At 36.7% G+C, this 21955-nt stretch carries 20 protein-coding genes; 12 read left to right on the top strand and 8 right to left on the bottom strand.

The annotated features are described in order from the left end of the window. The first annotated feature begins 23 nt into the window (after positions 1–23). From J3U73_RS06705 to J3U73_RS06685, 5 genes are all read left to right on the top strand, one after another. Positions 24–782 (top strand): transcriptional regulator, encoded by a 759-nt coding sequence (locus J3U73_RS06705; protein WP_220269001.1) that lies wholly within the window; start codon positions 24–26, stop codon positions 780–782. A 121-nt stretch (positions 783–903) separates the two neighbouring features. Further along, positions 904–2028 (top strand): YibE/F family protein, encoded by a 1125-nt coding sequence (locus J3U73_RS06700; RefSeq protein WP_416381484.1) that lies wholly within the window; start codon positions 904–906, stop codon positions 2026–2028. Further along, positions 2025–2786 carry a YibE/F family protein gene (locus tag J3U73_RS06695; RefSeq protein WP_220220592.1) on the top strand — a complete coding sequence of 254 codons (762 nt, stop codon included), beginning with the start codon at positions 2025–2027 and terminating at the stop codon, positions 2784–2786. Before J3U73_RS06700 ends, J3U73_RS06695 begins: the two co-directional genes overlap by 4 nt. After that, complete coding sequence (locus tag J3U73_RS06690) at positions 2783–3601, top strand: alpha/beta hydrolase (RefSeq protein ID WP_220220593.1); 819 nt, start codon at positions 2783–2785, stop codon at positions 3599–3601. The genes J3U73_RS06695 and J3U73_RS06690 overlap by 4 nt, the downstream gene beginning before the upstream one ends. A 171-nt stretch (positions 3602–3772) precedes the next feature. Further along, positions 3773–4039, top strand: coding sequence for a hypothetical protein (locus J3U73_RS06685; RefSeq protein ID WP_220220594.1), 267 nt, complete (start codon positions 3773–3775; stop codon positions 4037–4039). 188 nt (positions 4040–4227) lie between these two features. Here J3U73_RS06685 and J3U73_RS06680 read toward each other — a convergent pair whose 3' ends face one another. The 4 genes from J3U73_RS06680 to J3U73_RS06665 all read right to left on the bottom strand — a co-directional run bounded on the left by J3U73_RS06680 (position 4228) and on the right by J3U73_RS06665 (position 7137). Next, positions 4228–4881 (bottom strand): nitroreductase family protein, encoded by a 654-nt coding sequence (locus tag J3U73_RS06680; protein WP_267409943.1) that lies wholly within the window; start codon positions 4879–4881, stop codon positions 4228–4230. A 2-nt stretch (positions 4882–4883) separates the two neighbouring features. Then, positions 4884–5774: an SDR family NAD(P)-dependent oxidoreductase gene (locus J3U73_RS06675; RefSeq protein ID WP_267409942.1), complete on the bottom strand. Its 891-nt coding sequence runs from the start codon at positions 5772–5774 to the stop codon at positions 4884–4886. A gap of 142 nt (positions 5775–5916) precedes the next feature. Next, a complete protein-coding gene (locus J3U73_RS06670; RefSeq protein WP_267409940.1) occupies positions 5917–6513 on the bottom strand; it encodes a TetR/AcrR family transcriptional regulator C-terminal domain-containing protein in 597 nt (198 codons plus the stop codon). Between the two features lie 258 nt (positions 6514–6771). Then, positions 6772–7137, bottom strand: a complete 366-nt coding sequence (locus J3U73_RS06665; RefSeq protein WP_220220595.1) for an aggregation promoting factor surface protein — start codon at positions 7135–7137, stop codon at positions 6772–6774. A 160-nt stretch (positions 7138–7297) separates the two neighbouring features. On the opposite strand from J3U73_RS06665, the gene J3U73_RS06660 reads away from it, so the two are divergent. Beyond that, complete coding sequence (locus J3U73_RS06660; RefSeq protein ID WP_267409939.1) at positions 7298–9841, top strand: M1 family metallopeptidase; 2544 nt, start codon at positions 7298–7300, stop codon at positions 9839–9841. Positions 9842–10105: 264 nt separating this feature from the next. After that, a complete protein-coding gene (locus J3U73_RS06655; RefSeq protein WP_267409938.1) occupies positions 10106–10999 on the top strand; it encodes a zinc ribbon domain-containing protein in 894 nt (297 codons plus the stop codon). Positions 11000–11136: 137 nt separating this feature from the next. On the opposite strand, the gene J3U73_RS06650 is transcribed toward J3U73_RS06655, so the two are convergent. Continuing rightward, positions 11137–12348 carry a L,D-transpeptidase family protein gene (locus J3U73_RS06650; protein ID WP_220269008.1) on the bottom strand — a complete coding sequence of 404 codons (1212 nt, stop codon included), beginning with the start codon at positions 12346–12348 and terminating at the stop codon, positions 11137–11139. 109 nt (positions 12349–12457) lie between these two features. On the opposite strand from J3U73_RS06650, the gene J3U73_RS06645 reads away from it, so the two are divergent. From J3U73_RS06645 to J3U73_RS06625, 5 genes are all read left to right on the top strand, one after another. After that, a complete protein-coding gene (locus J3U73_RS06645; protein ID WP_267409937.1) occupies positions 12458–13249 on the top strand; it encodes a DUF4931 domain-containing protein in 792 nt (263 codons plus the stop codon). Positions 13250–13384: 135 nt separating this feature from the next. Beyond that, the gene (locus J3U73_RS06640) at positions 13385–13999 is read left to right on the top strand and encodes an ECF transporter S component (RefSeq protein WP_267409936.1); all 615 of its coding nucleotides are present in this window, start codon (positions 13385–13387) and stop codon (positions 13997–13999) included. Positions 14000–14166: 167 nt separating this feature from the next. After that, positions 14167–14916 carry an ABC transporter ATP-binding protein gene (locus tag J3U73_RS06635; RefSeq protein WP_220269011.1) on the top strand — a complete coding sequence of 250 codons (750 nt, stop codon included), beginning with the start codon at positions 14167–14169 and terminating at the stop codon, positions 14914–14916. Positions 14917–14926: 10 nt separating this feature from the next. Continuing rightward, complete coding sequence (locus J3U73_RS06630; RefSeq protein WP_267392559.1) at positions 14927–16729, top strand: FtsX-like permease family protein; 1803 nt, start codon at positions 14927–14929, stop codon at positions 16727–16729. Positions 16730–16791: 62 nt separating this feature from the next. After that, complete coding sequence (locus J3U73_RS06625; RefSeq protein WP_267409935.1) at positions 16792–18582, top strand: FtsX-like permease family protein; 1791 nt, start codon at positions 16792–16794, stop codon at positions 18580–18582. Between the two features lie 64 nt (positions 18583–18646). On the opposite strand, the gene J3U73_RS06620 is transcribed toward J3U73_RS06625, so the two are convergent. The 3 genes from J3U73_RS06620 to pplA form a co-directional block, all read right to left on the bottom strand. Next, on the bottom strand, positions 18647–19660 hold the full coding sequence (locus J3U73_RS06620) for a UbiA family prenyltransferase (protein ID WP_267392557.1): 1014 nt from the start codon (positions 19658–19660) through the stop codon (positions 18647–18649). A 25-nt stretch (positions 19661–19685) separates the two neighbouring features. Beyond that, positions 19686–20771 carry an FAD:protein FMN transferase gene (locus J3U73_RS06615; RefSeq protein ID WP_267392556.1) on the bottom strand — a complete coding sequence of 362 codons (1086 nt, stop codon included), beginning with the start codon at positions 20769–20771 and terminating at the stop codon, positions 19686–19688. A 68-nt stretch (positions 20772–20839) separates the two neighbouring features. Continuing rightward, the gene (gene pplA / locus J3U73_RS06610) at positions 20840–21757 is read right to left on the bottom strand and encodes an extracellular electron transfer flavoprotein PplA (RefSeq protein WP_267392555.1); all 918 of its coding nucleotides are present in this window, start codon (positions 21755–21757) and stop codon (positions 20840–20842) included. Positions 21758–21955: the final 198 nt, after the last annotated feature.

Below are 21955 nucleotides of genomic sequence, written 5' to 3'. Positions count from 1 at the left end.
GATTGTGCTGGGAGTAATATTTTATGACTAAAGATAAGCATGATTTTGAAGAATTGACCGCCCCTGCAGCAACAGCTAAGGAATTGCAGATTAGTGTTGCCACTTTGCGCAAATATTCCTTAATAGTTGAAAAAGTTGCTGGTAAGCCTGATTATTACGCTAGAACCAAACAAAATGCCCGGTTATATAGTAAAAAGGATGTTCAAGACTTAAAGGATTTTCATAAGTTAGCACAGGAAAATGGCCTTACTTTGCAAGAAGCGGCACAGCAAATTTTTGCTGTGAGTGATAAAAGCGCAAAAGAATCAAATGCCGTGGACGAACCTAACAATGAAGTGATGAGCACACCGCAGGTGATGAAACTTCTTAATGCCTTGCAACAGACTATTGGACAGCAAAATTCAGCGCTTGTTAAATTACAAAAGCAGTTAAATCGAATTGAAAAGCAGAATAAAGATCTACTAGCAAAACAGAAGGAGTTAGAAAATTCATCTGCCAAAGATGCCGATTTTGCTAGCTTACCTGATATTTCAGGAATTGTAACCGATGATCTAGCAACTGCACCAATTTTTGCTGAAGAAAATAAACCACTGACACCTGCTGAAAAGCGTGCGCAGGTTGCTAATGATGAACAAAAATCAAGCAAAGAAGTGCATGATGAAATTTTGTCAAAAGCACAAGAAAACGCCCAAAAAAGTACGGTTAATGCGCACCGGACATTGTCAGATATGCAAATAGAACCGGAAAAAAAGCATTGGTGGCAAAAACTTATTGATATGTAGATTAGATAAAAACGACTTTTTAAAAAAGTCGTTTTTATTAATGCCAAATTTAGCAAACTTAAGTTAAACTTTTAATTATGATATCCGCTTTTGAGGTACAGTAGACAAGAATAGATTGAGGATGATTATATTGAAAAGAACTAAGCAGCGCTATGTGTTGGCGCTAGTTGTAGCTATTATTGGACTGGCCTTGACGGCGTGTACTTATTTTGCCACTGATATCTACACTAAGCATGATGTAGCAGTAATTACGGACCGCACGATTAAGGACACTTTAGTTGAAAAAAGTACGGATGTGTATAACAACAAGGACGAAACCAGAAAACAGGTGCTTCACCTCAAAGTTTTATCTGGCAAGCATAAGAACCAAACTTACCGAACGGTCAATTATTATTACCCATCGCAATTGATTACGCAAAAATACCGAGCTGGTCAGCGGATTTTTGTCAATATTAAACATAATGATCCGGCTATTCAAACGCCTAAACGCGATTGGGTGTTGGTCTTAGCACTGACAGTCATGGCGACACTAATGGTAGCCGTTTCTGGTAAAAACACGCTGGGACTGATTGCGTCCATGGCTTTGAGCTGGCTCTTGTTTTACCTCGTAATTATGACCGATATTAAACTAAACGGCTCGTATATTGTGTTGCTCTTTGGCTTTGCTGACATCGTCTTTTCCTTTTTCAGCTTATTGCTTGTTCAAGGACTTAATAAAAAAATGCTGGCGACCTGGGCCGCGACGCTTTTAGGCGTCTTTGTTTCGTTTGGCTTGTGCTACTTAATTATGCGCCTTACGGGAGAGTCTGAAATCAAATATGAAACTGGCGATTACGCTACCCAAGATCCCCGTGGCATTTTTTTAGCACAGACCTTGCTCGGCATTTTAGGAGCAGTGATGGATGAAGCAACGGATATTATCTCAAGCTTATATGAGTTAATTCAGACTAAAAAAGATTTGACTGCCAAACAGCTGATTGAAAGTGGCCGAACAATGGGCCAAGAGATTATGGGACCACTGATTAATGTGTTAGTGCTGATTTTCATGTCTGAAGCGTTGCCGCTAACAATTATTTATTTACGTGACAACAACACTTTAAGTTCCACCTTTGGCTTCACCTTATCTTTAGGAGTAACGCAAAGCGTTATCTCCGCAATCGGAATTGTTTTAACGGTTGTTTTCGCGACTGGCTGCAGTTTGTTCTTTTTAGAAGGTCAAAAATGGAAGGAGTGGAATAAAAAGTGAACACATTAATGGCATTGATAATCGTTTTGGCAATATTAATGACGGTCATTGGCGGTGAAACCGGCATTCGTAGTTTTTTCAGTGTGCTGATTAACACCTTATTGTTAATTTTGCTGGCAATTCTGATTTCATGGGGTATTAGCATTCCCGTGTTAATTTTGATTTTTATTCCACTCAAGTTAGTGACAATTATCTTTTTGGGAACGCATGACTATCAAGTAGCGAAAAACTCATTTTATTCTGCTCTAATTGTGTGTTTAGTTGTCAGTTGTTTGATTTTAGGATTCGAATGGCTGGCACAAGCTGCTGGCTTAGGCCCAGAAGCTGGAGAGATTCTCGTTGGTTTATCACAAATGCCGGGGCTTAGCTATCCGTTAATTGCCGTAGCTGTTGCGATTTTTTCAACGCTTGGAGCGGTTGCGGAAGCGGCGGTTGCAATGAGTTCTGGATTATTAGAAATTAAAAAGCACAATCCCGAGATTACCCATGAAGAACTACTGAATAGTGGGGCAAAAATCGGCAACGATGTTTTAGGAACAGCGATGAATACCATTTTATTTGGCATGTTTGGTAGCTTTCTTTCCCTATTTTTGTGGTATATTAGGCTCAATTACACATTAGGTGAAATTTTAAATGAAAAATTATTTGTCAATGAAACGCTTATTATTATGTATTCATTGATTGGTGTATTACTAACTGTGCCATTATCGACTGCTTTTTTAGCAAAAAAGATGGCTAAACGTGAGGTGAAAAAATGAAAGTAAATGATTTAACGTTAACTAACTTTAACAAGCGGGAGTTTAAAGTTCATACTTATACTCTGGATTCAATTGGTGACTTAGTGACTCCTAAGCATCCGCTTGCCATTATTATTCCAGGTGGCAGTTTTGACCACTTGTCTTTACGAGAAGGCGAGCCGGTAGCACTTGCCTTTAATAACTGCGGCTTTAACAGCGTTGTAATGGAATATAACTTGGTTCAAGATGAAGGAGATATTTATCCGGATGCGGGACTAGATGTATTGACTACGGTTAAGTACTTTCGTGATCACGCGCGTGAATACAATATTGATCCTGCAAAAATTGTTACTGTTGGTTTTTCAGCTGGCGGTCACGTGGCCAGCTTTGCCAATAGCATGGCTAACTCTCCTAAATACCAAAAAGAATTTTCTTTTACCAGCAGTGCCGTTTTACCATCTAAGACTATTTTAGGGTACCCGTTAATTAACTTAGCTAAAATTGGCTTTGATGTCCCCGCTGAAGAGGAGGGCAAGGTACCGACAGATGAGTTTGTTAAAAATAGTGCATTGGGTGTAACTGCCAAAACGCCTGCAACTTTTATTTTTCATGCGTGGGATGATCCTGTTGTATTAGTGACAAATACCATGGAATATATTGCTGCTTTACATGCCAAAAATGTGCCATGTGAGGTTCATATTTTCAATCGTGGCGGTCACGGGTTTTCATTAGCCCGTAAGGATATGGTGATCAAAGGGCGCGAGTGGCAGGAAAATCCGCATGCGGCCCACTGGTTTAAGTTAGCTCAAGAGTGGTTGGCCAGCGAATGGTCATAAAAAGGCAGTGTAGCTGCTTTTTTGTGGGCTATTTGCCAGCATTAAGACTTACTAGAAAGAATATTAATATAAAAATTAAAAAGTGCGAATTTTTTTAAACAAAAGTATTGCATTTATTTCTAAAAGGTATATAATTGCACATATTTGAATCAAAAGAAAGGACATGATTTTTTGAAGTTAACGAAAATAAAAATTTTAACAGCAATTAACGGCGTACTAACTTTAAGCAGTCTAATCATGTTATTCTTTGGATTGTGTAATCAAGTTAATGAGTCAAGTCGCCTTTTAGATGATGAGCAAACAATTGCCCTTAATAGTGGGAATGGTTTATTCATCTTTACAGCAATAATTGCCGTAATCATTTTTGGATTTGCCTTCTTTGCCAGTTGGCTGAGAAGTGAACCTGCGAAGGCTCATTTGTTAAGACACCATGCTTAATTAAGGAAAAACTGCACTTTTGTTAAGACACAAAAGCGCAGTTTTTTATTGTCTAAAATAGGGTCTGATTAAAAAGCTCAGTTCAAAATAGTGTGGTTAGCACCGAAAGAATTAGAAGAAGCAGCCAAACTCAACAAAAGTTTGACTGCTTTTATAATAAATTACTTAATATGGTACTTTTTTAATTACTAGGCAAATTCGCATATTTGCTTAACTGGATAACGGACGGATTTAACTTCTGGCTTGTCTTGGGGAGCTCTTTTACCAACTGCAATAGCCATTACTGGAACATATCTTTTGGCGTCTAAATTAAAAGTTTCTGCAGCTTTTTTAGTGTTATAACCACCAATTGGATTAGTTTCATAACCGTGGCTTCTTGCAACAAGCATAAATTGCATTGCCGCTAGAGCAGAATCGATTGAAGCGTCCATAACTAGTGTGTCGTAATCTGCGTGTTCATACAGCGGTAAGAATGTACTAAATACTTCATCTAGTTTTTCTTTGTCAATTTGACCATTATGATAAGCTTTTGTCCACAAATCGCGGTATGACTTAAATGCTTCCGTGTCACCAAATAGTAAAACCATGTCTGAACAAGTTTCAACTTGAGGCATATTAAATTTCATAAAATAGCTTTTAAGTTTTTCTTTGCCCTCGGGCGTGTCGACAATTACAAAGTGCCAAGCTTGTAAATTGCAGGCAGAAGGAGCACTAGCTGTTTCCGCAATCATTTGTTCAAATTCATCGTGAGAAATTTTTACTGTTGGGTCAAATTTTCTTACAGACTGGCGATTAAACACTATATCCTTAAAATCATTATTAATGATATTTTTGTCTTCCATAATTATTTATCCTCTTTGACTTCGTGTGTTTGTTCTAAAAAAGGTGCTAAGGCTTTTAAATCAGGTCCTTCTCCACTAGGAATATTCTTAGCTCTAGCGACAATTGCTGGATTCATGCCTGGATGCGTCAAAATATAGAATTTATCATCTTCAAGTGCTTTAAAGATGATCTTTGGAACGTTATCAATTGGCATACCAGTTGTAATATCAATTTTTGCTTGTTTTTGTCCTTCTTTAAATGTTTTACTGGAGTAATAAGGGTCACTTTTATCCGTATATTTAGCAGGACGGTGATTTTCGGTGTGATATAAATCTGTCTGAACAAAAGCAGGGCAAAATACGTGAAGACCGACATTTGCTTTTACGGCCTGTAAGTCATATTCAACTGCTTCAGTCATACCAACGACTGCAAATTTAGTTGCATAATAAGCTGGCATTAGAGGACTAGTTATTAATCCAGCCATTGAAGCTACGTTAAGAATATCACCGTGTCCTTTTTGCTTTTCCATAATTGGAATAACTCGTTTTAAAGCCCATACTTGACTCATTAAGTCGGCATGTAAAATCCATTCCCAATCGCGAGTTGGCAATTCCCATATTGGTCCAGGAATTGCTACGCCGGCGGAGTTAATTAATAAGTTGATTTCATTATATTTTGACATGGTTTCATCTACCATGTTAGCGATTTCGCTTTCTTCAGTAACATCAGTTGGGATACTGATAGCTTGCGCACCAATCTTTTTAACATCAGATAATGTTTTTTCAAGAGCATCTTGATCTATATCAGCTAGAGCAAGTTTCATGCCCCTTTGGGCGGCCTCAATTGCTAGTGAGTGACCAAAGCCATGAGCAGCACCGGTAATCAGAGCAACTTTATCCTTAAATTCTTTCATACAAAAACTCCTCTCTGAATAATTGTTCACTATTGAACTAACTTGTTTCTATCTTTAATATTAAGCGCTATCAATTTATTTAAAATAGACAATTATCTAAAAGGGTAAGATGTCTAACATATTTAATAGACTGTCAAAAATATTATTCAGAGAATAATGTCCAGTTTTTATCGGCCATTCTTAGAGAATGGACAATAATATTTTCTTGTGTCCGGCAAAATTCTTTTCTGATTTGTTCAGGCGATTCTTTCTGACCATTACCAAGCCAATCTAAAACAATTTCCGTAAAACCACCCGTTGAAATTTGAGCGATAAACTTCCGGTCTTCTGCTTTAACATGCAAGTGTTCTTTTTTAATTATTTCATCAATGTATCCGAGCAAAACATTAATCTGGGGCTCCCTAAAAACCCAATTAAACTGCTTAATATCTAAATTATCGTAGAATGCTCGTCCCAAGGAAGGGTTATTGTAAAAATACTTAAAGATATTGTAGAGATCTTTATCCCAGTGATCATAACCATTTGATTTTTGCAAAAGAGAGATAATTTCATCTTGTACGGTCCATTTCACTAAATCGGGTATATCTTCAAAGTGATAGTAAAAGGTTGGTCTAGTTCGGTTAGTTAGCGTCAGTAGTTGCTTAACTGTTACTTTGTCTAGCGGCTTTTTACGCAATAATTCTTTTAAAGCCTTTGAAAAAGCTCTTTTTGTTTGCAAGGTGATTTCTGTATTTCTCATATTTCAGACGGCCTTTCCGCAAATAGGTAGTATCAGATTTGTCTAACACTTATTCAGTTATACTTACGATAATTAGGTTACATTAAGTATATCGCTAAAAAAGATGGTTTGTTTATTACTGAGCAAACTAATTAAACAAGCAAGAGTGTTGTTTTTTGCGTTGATTAATGACAATCAAAAATAAGACAAAATAAAAAACAGCTTAGTCAATTACTAAACTGTTTTTATTATTAGGAAAACTGAAATCTATTACTCTTTTTAATACCAATGATGACTTAACCAAAAGCTCTTGGCATTAACCCATGAACCGTAGCGGCCGTAAACGTAATTATCGGCAACTCGTTCCTGGTTCTTAGGGGAATAATTACCGTGAAGGTAATTAATGTTTAATTGGTACTTGCCGTAACACACACCATTTCTAGCATAGTAGTTACCACCGGATTCTCTCATTGCAATCCAGTTCTTCGCAGCACGTTCACGCTTAGATAATTTTCTAGCAGCTTGAACAGTTTGAACATTTGAACTGGTGTTAGTTGTTTGCGCAACAACAGTAAAACCAAAAGATAGTGCTAAAGCTGCAATTAACTTAGTTAACAGACTTTTATTTTTCTTCAATTTCTTCATTCCCTATAAAAAAAGATCATTTATTTACTATGGATAATCATACACATGCAATATTTCATTGTTGTTACAGAATTAACACGCGACTCTTACAATCAAGTTTTAATGTTATTTCTGCATAGTTTTGGTAGAATTTAGAGGAAACTATTCTAGGAGGTAGATTATGACTGCAAAACATTTTTATGAAACTTTTCATCCTGATCATTATGACTTGTTTATTGATGTTAACCGCGAACAGAAAACAATTACCGGTACTTCAACAATTACTGGTGAGGCAATCGAAGATACAATTTTAATTAACCAAAAATATATGACTATTACGAAAGTCATGTGTGATGGTACTGAGGTTCCTTTCACCGTTGATGATGAGGAAGAAGCAATAAAAATTGCGGTAGGCAAAACAGGCAAAGTTACAGTTGAGATTACTTATTCCGCACCACTAACTGATACTATGATGGGAATTTATCCTTCATATTACAAAGTGAATGGCGTTAAAAAACAGATTATTGGAACACAATTTGAAACTACCTCAGCTCGTCAGGCTTTCCCATGCGTTGATGAACCTGAAGCAAAGGCCACTTTTTCGTTAGCCCTTAAATATGACGAGCACGAAGGCGAAACGACAATTGCTAATATGCCGGAAATCAAGGTTGAAAATGGCGTTCACTATTTTGAAAAAACAGTTAGAATGTCCAGTTATTTGATTGCGTTTGCGTTCGGTGAATTGCAATCTAAGATGACAGAAACCAAAGACGGCGTCAAAGTAGGCGTGTTTGCGACTAAAGCGCATCAAGCTAAGGAACTAAACTTTGCGCTTGATATCGCCAAGCGAGCAATTGAATTTTATGAGGAATTCTATCAAACTAAGTACCCATTACCACATTCTTGGCAATTAGCGCTACCTGACTTTTCTGCCGGGGCAATGGAAAACTGGGGCTTGGTTACTTACCGTGAAGCCGCAATTTTATTGGATCCAGACAATGCTACTCCTGAACAAAAAGCTTATGTGGCAACAGTTATTGCCCATGAACTTGCTCACCAATGGTTTGGTGATTTGGTAACGATGAAGTGGTGGGACGATTTATGGTTAAACGAAAGTTTTGCCAACATGATGGAATATGTCTCAATTGACGCTTTAGAGCCTGAATGGCATGTTTGGGATAATGTTTACCAAATATCAGAAGTTCCTGCTGCTTTAAATCGTGATGCCACTGATGGCGTTCAACCAGTTCACGTTGAAGTTGAACATCCTGCCGATATTGATTCGATTTTTGATAGTGCGATAGTTTACGCTAAAGGCTCAAGAATGTTAGTAATGGTTCGCGCTTTATTGGGCGATGAGGCATTGCGCAAAGGGCTGAAGTATTACTTTGACCAACATCAGTTTGGCAATGCAACCGGTGACGATCTGTGGAATGCATTGTCTACTGCAACTGACTTAGATATTGGTAAAATTATGCACACTTGGCTTGATCAACCTGGTTATCCGGTTGTCACGGCTAAAGTTAATGCAGAAAATCATTTGGTTTTGAGCCAAAAGCAATTCTTTATTGGTGAAGGCAAAGATGCTAATCGTAAATGGGCAATTCCACTTAACGCCAATTTCGCTGCGCCACAAATTATGTCAGAGCGTAAACTTGATCTTGGTGATTATCAAGACCTGCGTGCAAAAGCTGGTCATGCATTACGCATTAATGTTGGTAATAGTTCGCACTTTATTGTTAACTATGACGAAACATTGATGAATGATATTATGACCGAAGTTGATCAATTACAGCCAGTTGACCAATTACAACTCTTGCAAGACTTGTCCTTGCTTGCCGCGGGTAACCAAATTTCTTATGCGCAAATCATTCCGCTGTTGCCGAAGTTTGCTGCATCTAGATCTAATATTGTTATTAATATTTTGTTCAATATTGTTGATCAATTGCGGAAATTTGTCACTCACGGATCGGCTGACGAAAAAGCGCTGAAGGCATTTTGCAATAAATTATCTGCCGAAAATGTAACCCGCTTAGGCTGGCAAGCCAAAAAGACTGATACTTCAGATGATAAACTGATTCGACCAATCGTTTTAATGGCTGCGCTATATGCAGAAAATTCTTCTATTTATGCAGCAGGTCACCAAATTTTTACAGAGAATAAAGATAATTTGGCAGCCATTGAGGCATCAGTTCGACCTCATGTTTTGGTAAATGAAGTTAGAAATTATCATCAACCTGGTCTTGTTGCCGACTTAATTAAGCAGTACCAAGAAGCAGTGGACCCATACTTTAAGCAAGACTTGTTAGCAGCTATTACTATGACCACTGACAAGAATGAATTAGAGAAGATTGTGGATAATTTTGAAAATGCTGATATTATCAAACCCCAAGATCTTCGTGCTTGGTACCGCTCCATTTTACTTAACCAGAATGGTCAACAATTAGCATGGGATTGGTTACGTCAAGACTGGTCATGGCTTGAAAAGACAATCGGTGGCGATATGGAATTCACAAGTTATATCACTGTAACTGCGAAAGTTTTCGATACCGCACAAAGATTAACGGAATTCAAGGAATTCTTTGAGCCAAAAATCGATCAACCAGGACTTGGTCGTGAAATTAAGATGGATACACGCGTAATTGCAACAAAAGCTGCTTTAGTTGCAAATGAAAAAGCGCAAGTTAATGAAGCAATCAAGGCAATTTTGTCGCAGGATAAGTAGGAATCTAACACTTATCAAGTTCGTATCATTAAGTTAATATTGATGTACTTAAAACACCAAGCTAAACATTTAGCTTGGTGTTTTTTTATTGGTGCAAAATAACACTTTAAGCAATTAATTGTAATTTATTAATGGTAATAGTAAATGACGTAGCAGAATAGGCACTTTTATCGTACCAGCTAAATTAAGATTTAACTTCTTAGTGAATTGCTATTTGATAGTTATTTAGTAAAATAATTAAGGGAATAATAAGGGGGTTAACAAATGAAAAAATGTCCAAATTGTGGCGCATTGATGAAATCAAATGTCAATTTTTGTACTAAATGTGGGGCCGATCTGCGGCAGATAGATAATAGTCCTCAAGAGGCTATTGCTAAGTCAGAGGATTCACACCAAATAAAAAGTCAACCGAATAGTGGAGAAAACTTTGAGCAAAATCAGACAAAGCCAAATGCTGCTAATAATGAACAAGCGCAAGAAAATCAGTTCCGGCAAGCACCGACTTCAGCTAATACGCAAGAAGCTAATTCAGAAAGACCAAATAACGTCATTCAAAATTACTGGCAATGGTGCGTTGATTCATGGCAGCATCCATTTTCAGCGCTGATTGGTGAAAGCTGGTATGGCTGGGCTACGATTCTATTAGACGACTTGCTGATTATTTTAGGCTTTTATTTTTGCTTGAAGTCTATGGCTAATGGCTATGGTGTAGGTCGAATAGTTTCTGGTTTTGCCTTTAGCGGCGTCATCAGTTTACTGCTGTTCACACTTTTGTTTGAAGCAATTATCATTGGTGGCTATTATGCAGGACATTATTTTATTTATGGTAAAACTGACGGCTTAATCGCTTTCGTTAATCGGGGCGTTCACGCCAGCAACCTTAATTTGATATTATCATTATTAGTCTTCGTTATTTTAGTAATGGGTCCAAATAACGGCTCATTTGTTTCTGTAGTATTATTTATCATCTTTTCGCTCTTTTACATGGGCTTCCAGGTAACTGCGCTTGGTGAAAATAGACAGCCTATTAGAGATAAAATGTATGGTTATATTATTTCTTATCTGATAATACTAGTAGCAATCGCTATTCTCTTTTCAATACTATACAATTCAATGTATCAATCAATCTTAAACCAAATCTTTTCAACTTTAAATTAATTACGAAATTTCAAATGGGAAAACTGGTATTTTACCTTTTTTCCCTTATTAACAAATGCGCGAGCAAATTAAAAGGGCATGCTGCTATAAATTGCAACATGCCCTTTTAATTATTATTAACTTAGAGTATTCACTAGTTAGTCATAGACGATGACTGCTTCATGCTTAACAACATTATGCCAAACATGCTTGATTTCACCTGGCTTAATATTGACGCAACCGTGAGAACCGCCCCGCAAGTATGCCTTTTTACTCCAATCGCCGCGCCAACTGGCATCATGCAATCCGCAACCGCTAAGAGTAAACGGCATCCAGTATTTTACCGGAGAGGCATACTTTGAACCATCATTGTTGCGGCCGCGTAAAACAGCGGGCGATTCTTTATACTGAATATACCATACGCCAGTAGGAGTACGGTTTCCTTTGCCGCCATTTTCAGTTCCAGTAACAACATCGTTTAAGTGAACGGCTAATTTACCTTTTCTGACAATCCATAATTCTTGTTTCTTGAGAGAAACAACAACATAATCATTTCCGATTCCATGATTGGACTTGTTATAGCCTAGACCATAAGTACTGTAACCTAAGCCATAGATGTAATCTTCGCCATTTAAGCTGGTTGTACCTTTTAAAAAGGCCTCTTCAACTGCTTTTTGCGCTTTTTTGACGTTAACGCCCCAGCCGTAGCTCTCATTTTTGACGGTAATTGCTTTACTATTAAGCTTATTTTTAACCGGTACTTTAAACTGATAGCTTTTATGAATTGTCGAAACTTCTTGGTCGATCTTATTTAATTTCGCTGTTAGATTCTCTGAATTAATAAATGAGAATGTACCTTGTTTAAAAATGACCTTGTTAAGGAGCTCATTTGCCTTTAATTTATAGGACTTACCAGCAACTTTGTAGGTAACGCTGGCACGACTAACTGACGTTAATTTGCTGTTGGCACTTTCTAAATCAGTATAGTAGTATTCATAATTTTTCTTGTTGGGCATGGTTGTGTGTTGTTTAACAAAATAGTCGCGCACAGTTTGCCGATCAATTGTGTTAATGCTGGGATCACGCTCGATTGCGACTTTACCTTTTTCAAGGGTCACAATATTGTTGGCCTGTCGGTTAATTTTGGCCGTTGCCTTGGCAATAGTTAAATTACCCACTTTAACACCATAAATACTTACATTAGGGTTAAAATGGTTGGTGGCAAATTCTCTTGCCTGTCTTTGTGACTCGACATGGTGGTTATATAAAACTACGCCGAAAACAACCGCTAAAATTAAAACAATTCCAATAATGATTAGGTAAAGATTGTTGCGATTATTGTATTTTTTTAAGTTTTTTCTCGATTCCATAATTTTTATCCACTGTAAATAATTTTTTTAAAATAATTGCGGTTCCAGTTTATCATCTATTGAGACTCTAGTAAAATACAATAGTTAAAAACTTGTTTAGGAGGTTCGCATGGAAAATGATCCGTTAATTTTTGATGTTAATATTGCCAAGGAAAAGCCCAATTCATATCGAAAAACCAAGAATAAGTCAGGTTGTCCCTTTTGCGCGCCAGATGAATTGAGCAACATTTATGACCGTAACGGGGATATGATTTGGTTGCGCAACAAATATCCTACGTTGCGTGATACGGTTCAAACCGTTCTAATTGAGTCGAGCGATCATCAAGGCGATATTACCACTTATTCTACTAAACAAAACCGGGCGTTAATGCGTTTTTCTTTAGCATGCTTTAATAAAATGCGAAAGCAAGAAGAGTTTCGGTCAACCTTGTGGTATAAAAATTTTGGCCCGCAATCGGGTGGATCACTCATTCATCCTCATATGCAGATTGTTGGTCTGAAAAAGCAAGACGGCTACCATTATTTGTCAGAAAAGAATTTTAATGGGGTTACTTTGTTTAACCAGGAGGACGTAGAAGTCAATATTGCCCGTTTTCCGGTTCAAGGCTATATTGAAATTAATATCAATTTGCTTAATAGCGCCGGTATAGACTTGTGGGCAGATTGGATTCAATGCGGGGCAAAATATATGCTGACGGTTCTTTCGAATGGCCGGTGTGATTCGTATAACCTCTTTTTTTATCCGCGAAAAAATAATGTGATTTGTGCTAAGCTGATAGCGCGTTTTGCTGCGCCACCATATTTTGTTGGCTACAAACTATCCCAAGTAGATAACGAAGAGAAATTACAGGACGAGGCCCAAAAATTACGGCAATTTTTTGCCATCACCACTAATAAATAATTAAACTTACTGCAGACAGCATTGATAGTTTTTCTTTATGCCATTATTATAATTTTTAATAATCTTAAGCACGATTATTTGCGGCTTATTTGGTTTAGCAATATAATGACAACGTGTTATTTAAGGAGAAATCAGATGCGTAGAGAACAAACTAGAAACTTGGCAATTACTGCCTTATTTATTGCAATTTTTTTACTGCAGACTTTCGTCCCTAATATTGGTTATATCCGTATTTTGCCTGGCTTGCCTGCAATTACTACAGCGCCATTGACAGTTGCTGTTTATTCATTGTTAATGGGACCGGTTGCCGGAACTTGTTTTGGTACTTTCTGGGGACTGCTACGGGTGATCCTAGCATATACCCAGCCTGGAGATATGGTCAGCTTAATCCTATTCCAGAATATTTTTATTTCATTTATCCCAAGTATTTGTGCGGGACTTTTTCCAGGGCTAATTGGTAAGGCCAGTCAAAATAAGAGTAGAGGCGTTAAAGAAGGCAGCTATATCGTTGCTGGTGCAGTTACGTCATTAACGAATACTGTTTTAGTCATTCTTTTGACTAGTCTCATTTTTATGGGGAATTCCTCAAGGCTAATGGGGTATATGGGCAATTTTGCCACGGGAACACCTTTGATCCAAGCACTGATTATTGCGCTTGGCATGAATGGACTGATTGAAGCAATCTTTACTGCTATCGTTACGCCAATTATTGTTACCCCGTTAAAAACCGTGATGAGTAGAACTAGATAGTCCGTTTTTAGATAAAAATTAGCTTTTATCAGCTACGCCAATTTTAGTTAAATAATTAAATTTAAAAGTCATTTGCTTTGCAAATGGCTTTTTTTGTTTGACAAATTCAAAAGATTGGAATAGTGTATTAGTTAAATAATACAGAGAAATAATAGTGAGGTTGAATTATGACTGAAATTTTACGGGTAGATCAAGTAACTAAAACCTACGGTAAACGAGGAGAAAAGCAATATCAAGCGCTTAAGGGGATTAATTTTGCCGTTAATTCGGGTGAATTCGTTGCCATCATGGGTGCTTCTGGCTCAGGTAAAACCACTTTGCTTAATATTCTTTCTACACTTGATAAACCGACAACGGGCCACGTTTTTATTAATCACCAAGACAACGGCACGCTTAATGCCAATCAGCTAGCGGACTTCAGGAGTAAACAAATTGGTTTTATTTTTCAGGATTTTAATTTACTGGAAAACTTGACTAACCGCGAAAATATTGCCTTGCCGTTGACACTTCAAGGGGTAAAGTCTAGTCGAATTGATCCGTTAGTTGACCGTATTGCTGCTAGGTTAAGTATTAGTCAGATTATTAATAAATATCCGGCTGAAGTTTCTGGCGGACAGAAGCAGAGAGTTGCCGCAGCTAGGGCTTTAGTACATGAACCAGCAATTTTGTTAGCTGATGAACCCACTGGAGCTCTTGATTCAAAGAGTGCCCGTGAACTGTTAGATACAATGAGCGACTTAAATACAAACGATGGTATTACAACCCTAATGGTTACGCATGATCCACTTGCCGCTAGTTTTGCTAGCCGTATTTTGTTTATTAAAGACGGAAAAATTGGTGAGCAACTACTCAAGCAAGATTTACCGAGACAAAAGTTTTATCACCAATTGCTTGAACACTTAGGTACTGAAGAATAGGGTGAAAATCATGATTTGGAAACTTTCTTTAACGGGCATCAAAAGCCGACTTAAAGACTATCTTGTTCTTTTTTCAGGCTTAATAGTTGCTAGCATGATCTTTTACATGTTCTTAACGATTGCTATTAATCCTTCTTTTATTAGTCATGATGTCAATGCCTCAACGGATTATCTAAATTTTACCTTTGCCTTTGGGATCGTTTTATTAGTCTTGATTACTTTTGTTTACTTAATTAATGCCAATTCGCTTTTGCTCAGTATGCGCAAGCATGATTACGGTATGTTTATGTCGCTAGGAGCTAAAAGCAGCCGCATCGGGCTATTGATTTTTATCGAAACCTTAATTACTGGGATATTGGCTACAATTGCAGGTATTGTATTTGGCTTTGGCTTAACTGCTATTGTGTCACAATTACTAATTACAAAATTAAATTTACAGATTACTCACTTTGCTGTGATTTATCCGCCAGCAATTGGCTGGACACTCATTTTCTTCATTTTCATGTTCTTTTGGGGCGCTATTCATAATGTGCGAAAATTAACGCACACGCCAATTATTAGCTTACTCAAGGAGGATCAAAAACCTGCTAAACTAGGTAATCATCCGATTAAGCTTGCAGTTGAAGCTATTTTGGGTCTGCTATTATTAGCGGCTGGTTACCATATCTTGGGCCTGCCTTTAAACATGTTTTTACTAATTATTCCAGGTGCACTCATAACAATTGTTGCAGGAACGTATTTTATTTTTGATGCCGCGTGTGTTGGCGTCATTAATTTCTTAATTAAAAAAAGATCTCTTTCTTATCGCGGATTACGCGTCTTCATCTTGGGCCAACTGAAGTTTCGCTTGCATGACTTAACTAAAATCTTAACTATTATTTCACTGCTATTTGCTTTGGCATTGGGTGCAATCACTGTGGGACTTAACTTCACTACTCTTAAAGATTTGGGCAAAGAAAGTATCTATTACGACAATATTGTTGTCAGCGCATCGCCCGCCGTTAAAACCGAAGTTGCCAAATTACATATTTCTACTGAGCAAACCTACCATTATAAAGAAAATCGCAAGAATTTATTTTTAATGCGGGATGAGCTAAAAAAGCAGCCGGTTAAAGACAAAGAGGCCTATTTAGCAGGTCATGAACCAACATATAAAACTGTCAATTTAGCACTTAGTGACCTTGCTAAAAGTGATACACATGCAAACAATGCTTTTAGTTCACTATTAGGGACGACTAAGAAAATTAAACTTGTATCCCATTCTGACTGGCAGAACTTACCTGGTAAGCCTCATTTCTTGTCGCTAATGTTAGTTAAAAATTTCGAACAGGATTACCCAACTTTATTAAAGATTCAGCAATTGCAATTAAAAGAAAATCCGCATTACCTTAACCAATTTAATGAGAGTAAACCGGTTTTCTACCAATTAATTAGCAATTTCAGTGGCGGGTTTGAATTTATGGGCTTTTTCCTGGGACTTGCTTTCCTGACCATGCTGGCTTCTACTTTGATGTTTAAGGTACTAAGCGGGGCAGCTAGGGACCGTATTCGTTACCAGATGCTTTATCAAATTGGTGCGCGAAGAAGAGTTTTAAGTTCAGCAGTTAAAAGTGAACTGGGTACATTATTCTTGCTGCCTGCGGTATTAGGAATACTAGATGTTTTATTTGGCTTGAAACTATTTAGGATTCTTTTGCCTAATCCGTACCATCACTTATGGATCCCATTTACAATTTTTATTGTTCTGTACTTTATCTACTATGCAATCACGGTCAAGCTCTACCAGAAAGTCGTTTTACCACAGGAAAAATAAGCAAATGAAAAAACTAATCTCTCGCTTAGATTTTTTAATACTTTTGCGCTAGGAGAAAAATTATGATTTGGAAATTATCGTTAACCGGAATCAAAAACAGGATGAAAGATTATGTCGTGCTTTTTTCAGGCTTAATTGTTGCCAGCATGATCTTTTACATGTTCTTGACAATTGCCATTAACCCCGCTTTTCTTGCCAAGAATCTTCCGGTTAACCACCCGAATTACGTCAACTATATTTTTACTTTCGGCATCGTATTGTTGATGATTATTACATTCTTTTACTTGCTCTATGCCAATACCTTCTTGTTAAGCATGCGTAAACACGATTATGGGATGTATATGATGCTCGGGGCAAAAAGCATGCGGATCGGTCTTCTAATTTTCTGCGAAACCTTATTAACCGGGCTAATCGCGATAATTGTGGGGATTATTTTAGGCTTAGGCTTAACCGCACTTGTTTCTCGGCTGCTAGTCAGCAAGTTGGGTCTAGCAATTAACCACTTTCAGGTAATTTTACCTCGGGCTATTTTAGGCACGATTCTTTTCTTTATTGTTATCTTTTTCTTCGGTGCGCTTTTTAATGCGCGCAAGTTAACAAAAACCCAAGTAATCAGCCTGTTGCACGAAGATCAAACACCCGTTAAGTTGAAGCGGCATCCACTATTACTGCTAGTTGAGGGAATAGCCGGAATTGGCCTGCTTGCCTGCGGTTATTATGTGATGACCCTGAACCCCAATAATATCTTCAAGATTATTCCCACAGCTCTGATAACAATTGTTGTTGGTTCCTTCTTTGTTTTCAATGCGGTCTTCACGTCAATTATTAACTTACTTTTAAAGAATAAAAAAATTTCCTACCGTGGTATTCGCATGTTTACCTTGGGGCAGCTGAAGTTTCGCTTGCATAGCTATACTCGCATTTTAACCATGATTTCACTTCTTTTTGCCTTGGCATTAGGTGCAATCACAGTTGGCCTTAATTTTAATTCTCTTAAAGAGACAGTTGCCCAAGGATATTACTATGATGCAAGTATTTGTAGCGATTCCAAGCCTGTCAAAAAAGAACTGGCAAAGCTGACATTAAAAAGCCAGCAGACATACCATTATAAAGAGGATCGCCAAAAAGCCTATTTCCAAAGTGCCGAACTGACCAATAAACCACTTAAAAATAAAGAATTAGTTGACTCAAGCACTTCAACCGGCATGATAAAAATGCGCGTTGTAACCGTGTCTAAGGATAGTCTTGCGCCAATTCTTAGCAATTTCTTTCCCAATACCGGTAAGGTAGTGCAACTGGTAACAAAAGAAAAGTACCGACAATTGAAGCAGAAGCCGAAAGCAATTACCTTGATTAGGACGAAAGACTTCGTTCACGACTACCCGCGCATTTTAAAAATAGAACGCATGGAAGTAAAAGAAAACGCGGCTGCTGCAAATGTAATCAATACTAGTAAAGCTAATGCCTATCAAATGATAGTCGGCTATGTCAGCGGCTTTGAATTCATGGGTTTCTTTCTCGGGCTAGCCTTTTTAACCATGCTTGCTTCAACCTTAATGTTTAAGGTACTCAGCGGCGCTTACAATGATCGCTTGCGCTACCAAATGCTGGCCAAAATGGGAGTGAGAATCAAATTGCTCCGGCACTCAATTATGGTGGAAATTGGTGTATTGTTCGCACTGCCAGGCATTTTGGGCATAATTGATGTTCTCTTTGGGCTTAAGCTGTTTAGAGGACTTCTCCCGTATCCATACCGCGGCATTTGGATCCCGTTTACAATTTTTATTATTTTTTATTTGTTCTATTACGTTTTAACTGTCAAACTTTATAAAAAAATCGTATTGGATAATTAGTAATATGTGAAATATAAAAAGCTACGCTGTTTGAAGCGTAGCTTTTAAGTCCATTTAAAAGATTTTATGAAAATAAAATTCCAATTACTAACCCTAAGATTTGCATTAGTTGAAACCAAAATAAATTTTGTGGGGCCAAATCAAAGGTAGTCAGGACTTTGTGCCTAATATTATCTTTATCTACCCAAAATGTCATATCCTTAGTTTGCTTTTTTCTAAAGGTCTGAACGTTTTTATATAGTCGAGGAAAGGTGATAAATACTAAAAGTTGCCAAATAGGTAAAAGTTTAAAAATTACACTAATCAAAACGATTACATAAGGAAATAAAGTTAAAAAACTAAATAACTTTAAAGACCTTGGAATACCTATATATGAAGGTAAAGTATAGCGACCATTAGCTAAATCCTGCTTCAAGTCGCAAGTATTATCAGCTAGCATTGTAGCGGCATTAAAAAAAGCCTGAGGTAAAGCTATCCAAAAGACCATTAATAAATTAGCTAAATTACCAGAAAATGAAAATATAGGCCAATTTAAAGTCAAACTAGCCAGTTGTGAAAATGGTGAATTAATGTAAACAGCTAAAAACATTATGCCCAGACCTTCAAACAAGCCAGCTAAAATTTCTCCTAAAGGAATTCGAGAGAAAGGTACAGGACCGTAGGTATAGAAAACAGCAACGAAAAGGCCAGGTACTCCAACTAATATAATAAAAAGATCCGTTCGAATTGTTAGCCAAATGCCCAAAATTCCAGCAATAAAAAGCAACATAAGCATTAATATTAAAGAAGTTGTGGGAGATAAGTTACGCTTACCAATTAAATTATGCTCTTTTTGATAGCTCTTACTTTTAGCAAGGCGGTAGTCTTGAACGTTATTAAAACCTGTAACAAAAAGTGCAATTGCTCCTTGAGCAATCAAGTAAATCAACGAGTTTTCCCAATTAAAAGTATGAAAATAAAAGTACGCAAACAATACACCTAATAAGTAGGGCATTAAGCTATTCAATTTGGTGTTAAGTCTGACTAATTCAAAAAAATCAGTTATAGTAAAGCGTTTATATTGTTTTTTAGCCTCCATAATTTATTTCCTTTCACAAACTATTTTATGGTTTCAAATTAGCTAAGTGGTAACCATTATTTGAAAACAGCTTAAATTTATTTTTAAGACCTGGTGTAATATAAACATTTTTCTTTTTCGTTATAAAAATTGCTTCTATACCTGACTTTTTTTCAATATATTTGTATCCTTTCTTTAATCCTCGATTAAAAACAGCAGTGGATAATCCATCTCCAGTTTTTGAACGTTTGGCGATAATTGTTACGCTCAATAAGTTGTTTTGACAAGGGTAGCCAGTTTTAGGATTCATCAAATGACTATAAACCTTATTACCAACTTTAAGATAGCGTTCGTAAATTCCTGAAGTTACGGCTGTAGCATTTTGTTCAGGAAGGGATCCAATTGCTGCTCCGCGTGCAGCTTTAGGATCCTGAATTCCAACTGACCAGTTATTTCCATTAGTTGGTGATTTTCCTAACACATAAACATTGCCACCTAGGTCGATGATGGCACTAGTTACTCCTTCTTTTTTTAATACTTTCATTACCTCATCAGAAATAAAACCTTTAGCCATTCCGCCAAGATCTAGCTTCATACCTCGCTTTTTTAGAAAAACAGTTCGTTTTTGATCATTAAATACGACGTTATGATAATTTACTAAGGGTAATTTCTTTTTAATTGTGCTTTCTTTAGGTTTATGAGCATCAGGAAAACCAATTCGCCACAAACTAGTAATAGGGCCAATGGTAAAATCAAATGTACCTGCGGATATTTTACTGTAGTAGTACGCATCCTTGCACATCCTATAAATAGTTGGTGTTACCTTAGTCGACTTAATTCCAGCATTTTGATTGATTTTATCTATTTCACTACCCTTTTGATTAACAGTAGTTTCTTTTGCTAAAGTTTCAATGCGATCGAAACCGGCCTGTAATGCTTGATGTTTATGCTTGTTATATATTTTAATTGTGCAAACGGTACCCATTAAAAATTTAGTATCAGAAATTGGCTGAGTTGTGATCTCGGTTTTCACAGCCTTGGTATTTTTACTTTGAGTTGAGCATGCTGCCAAACTAGTTCCTGCTATTAGTAGTTCTATTACTAATAGTACTTTCAAAACTTGCTTTTTCATCTTAAATCCCTTAACAAAAAAGGAGCGGCTATAATGTCACTCTTTTTTCTAATTAATAATTAAAATTTCTATTCCTGATAAACAATATTATCTACTTTTATAGTCTTAGTGTCACCTTTTTGTGCTGCATTAATTAACTGACTGACGTAGGCAATAAAGGAATTGGAAGATTCAGTTGCTCCTGAAACTACCTGTACTTTTTCAGTATTACCCTTAGACTTTAAGAACTCTTCTTGTAATTTTGGAATATACTCTTTAGGGCCAATATTATTAATTTTCTTCATTTGTTTTTCGTATGAAGAATTTTTGGTTTTAGAAATACCCTTTTTGTTAATTTGATCATATTTAAAACTGCTGATTTTACCCTTTTTAATTACCATTGCAAATACTTGACGGTAATCATGACTGTAATTCTGTTCTTCTAGCTTGTAAGTACCATCTTTCATTTTTTTATCATTATTAATATGAATAGTACCTGTTTTACCTTTTTGTGCGGCTTGAGTTAACTGGTTAACATAGTTCTTTAAAGTCATACTGGAACCGGTTGCCCCTGATACTACCTGAATGGCACTTGAATTAGCACCATTTTTAGCGAATGATTTCCGTAACTCAGGAATATATTCTTTAGGACCTATCTTTTCCTTAGAATATTTCTTCATTTGCTCTTCATATTTATCGTCCTTTGCCTTCGATTTACCATCTTTATTAAAGTAATCATAACTAGTATCAATTACTTTACCATTTTTAACCGTCATTGCCATTTTTAATCGATAGCCATTGGAGAAATTGTCTTCTACCAGTTTATAGTCACCATCTTTTAACTTGCCTCCAGCAACTTGTTTGATGGCTTTTTTCTGAGTAACTTTACTTTCTTTTGGTTTCGAATTCTTGGAAGAATCATTGCTAGCTGTTGTTGAGCAGGCACCTAATAATAAAGCAGATAAAGATAACATAGTTGCACTGTAAATAATCTTGTTTTTTTTCATAAATTTCTCCTTGCTAATAAGATGAACGTATTTGTGTATTACTTCACTTATTAAAATTATAAAATAGGAACTTAGTTAATGCAATAGCAATTTAAAGTTTTAAAAATATTCAGAGTAACAATAAAGAAAGCGTATTACACCAATTAAAAAATATATTTGTGAAATTTAGCACTTTACCCAATATATAAAGTCTAGTAT

The sequence above is a fragment of the Lactobacillus sp. B4005 genome (genome assembly GCF_026536045.1).
Classification (GTDB): domain Bacteria; phylum Bacillota; class Bacilli; order Lactobacillales; family Lactobacillaceae; genus Lactobacillus; species Lactobacillus panisapium.
This window is presented reverse-complemented; position numbering and strand designations above follow the sequence as displayed.

What these genes read in the sequence shown, in the direction of transcription:
- J3U73_RS06705 (WP_220269001.1), top strand. Translation starts at nt 24, where the DNA reads ATGACTAAAGATAAGCATGATTTTGAAGAATTGACCGCCCCTGCAGCA.
- J3U73_RS06700 (WP_416381484.1), top strand. Translation starts at nt 904, where the DNA reads ATGATTATATTGAAAAGAACTAAGCAGCGCTATGTGTTGGCGCTAGTT.
- J3U73_RS06690 (WP_220220593.1), top strand. Translation starts at nt 2,783, where the DNA reads ATGAAAGTAAATGATTTAACGTTAACTAACTTTAACAAGCGGGAGTTT.
- J3U73_RS06680 (WP_267409943.1), bottom strand. Translation starts at nt 4,881, where the DNA reads ATGGAAGACAAAAATATCATTAATAATGATTTTAAGGATATAGTGTTT.
- J3U73_RS06675 (WP_267409942.1), bottom strand. Translation starts at nt 5,774, where the DNA reads ATGAAAGAATTTAAGGATAAAGTTGCTCTGATTACCGGTGCTGCTCAT.
- J3U73_RS06670 (WP_267409940.1), bottom strand. Translation starts at nt 6,513, where the DNA reads ATGAGAAATACAGAAATCACCTTGCAAACAAAAAGAGCTTTTTCAAAG.
- J3U73_RS06665 (WP_220220595.1), bottom strand. Translation starts at nt 7,137, where the DNA reads ATGAAGAAATTGAAGAAAAATAAAAGTCTGTTAACTAAGTTAATTGCA.
- J3U73_RS06660 (WP_267409939.1), top strand. Translation starts at nt 7,298, where the DNA reads ATGACTGCAAAACATTTTTATGAAACTTTTCATCCTGATCATTATGAC.
- J3U73_RS06655 (WP_267409938.1), top strand. Translation starts at nt 10,106, where the DNA reads ATGAAAAAATGTCCAAATTGTGGCGCATTGATGAAATCAAATGTCAAT.
- J3U73_RS06650 (WP_220269008.1), bottom strand. Translation starts at nt 12,348, where the DNA reads ATGGAATCGAGAAAAAACTTAAAAAAATACAATAATCGCAACAATCTT.
- J3U73_RS06645 (WP_267409937.1), top strand. Translation starts at nt 12,458, where the DNA reads ATGGAAAATGATCCGTTAATTTTTGATGTTAATATTGCCAAGGAAAAG.
- J3U73_RS06640 (WP_267409936.1), top strand. Translation starts at nt 13,385, where the DNA reads ATGCGTAGAGAACAAACTAGAAACTTGGCAATTACTGCCTTATTTATT.
- J3U73_RS06635 (WP_220269011.1), top strand. Translation starts at nt 14,167, where the DNA reads ATGACTGAAATTTTACGGGTAGATCAAGTAACTAAAACCTACGGTAAA.
- J3U73_RS06630 (WP_267392559.1), top strand. Translation starts at nt 14,927, where the DNA reads ATGATTTGGAAACTTTCTTTAACGGGCATCAAAAGCCGACTTAAAGAC.
- J3U73_RS06625 (WP_267409935.1), top strand. Translation starts at nt 16,792, where the DNA reads ATGATTTGGAAATTATCGTTAACCGGAATCAAAAACAGGATGAAAGAT.
- J3U73_RS06620 (WP_267392557.1), bottom strand. Translation starts at nt 19,660, where the DNA reads ATGGAGGCTAAAAAACAATATAAACGCTTTACTATAACTGATTTTTTT.
- J3U73_RS06615 (WP_267392556.1), bottom strand. Translation starts at nt 20,771, where the DNA reads ATGAAAAAGCAAGTTTTGAAAGTACTATTAGTAATAGAACTACTAATA.
- pplA (WP_267392555.1), bottom strand. Translation starts at nt 21,757, where the DNA reads ATGAAAAAAAACAAGATTATTTACAGTGCAACTATGTTATCTTTATCT.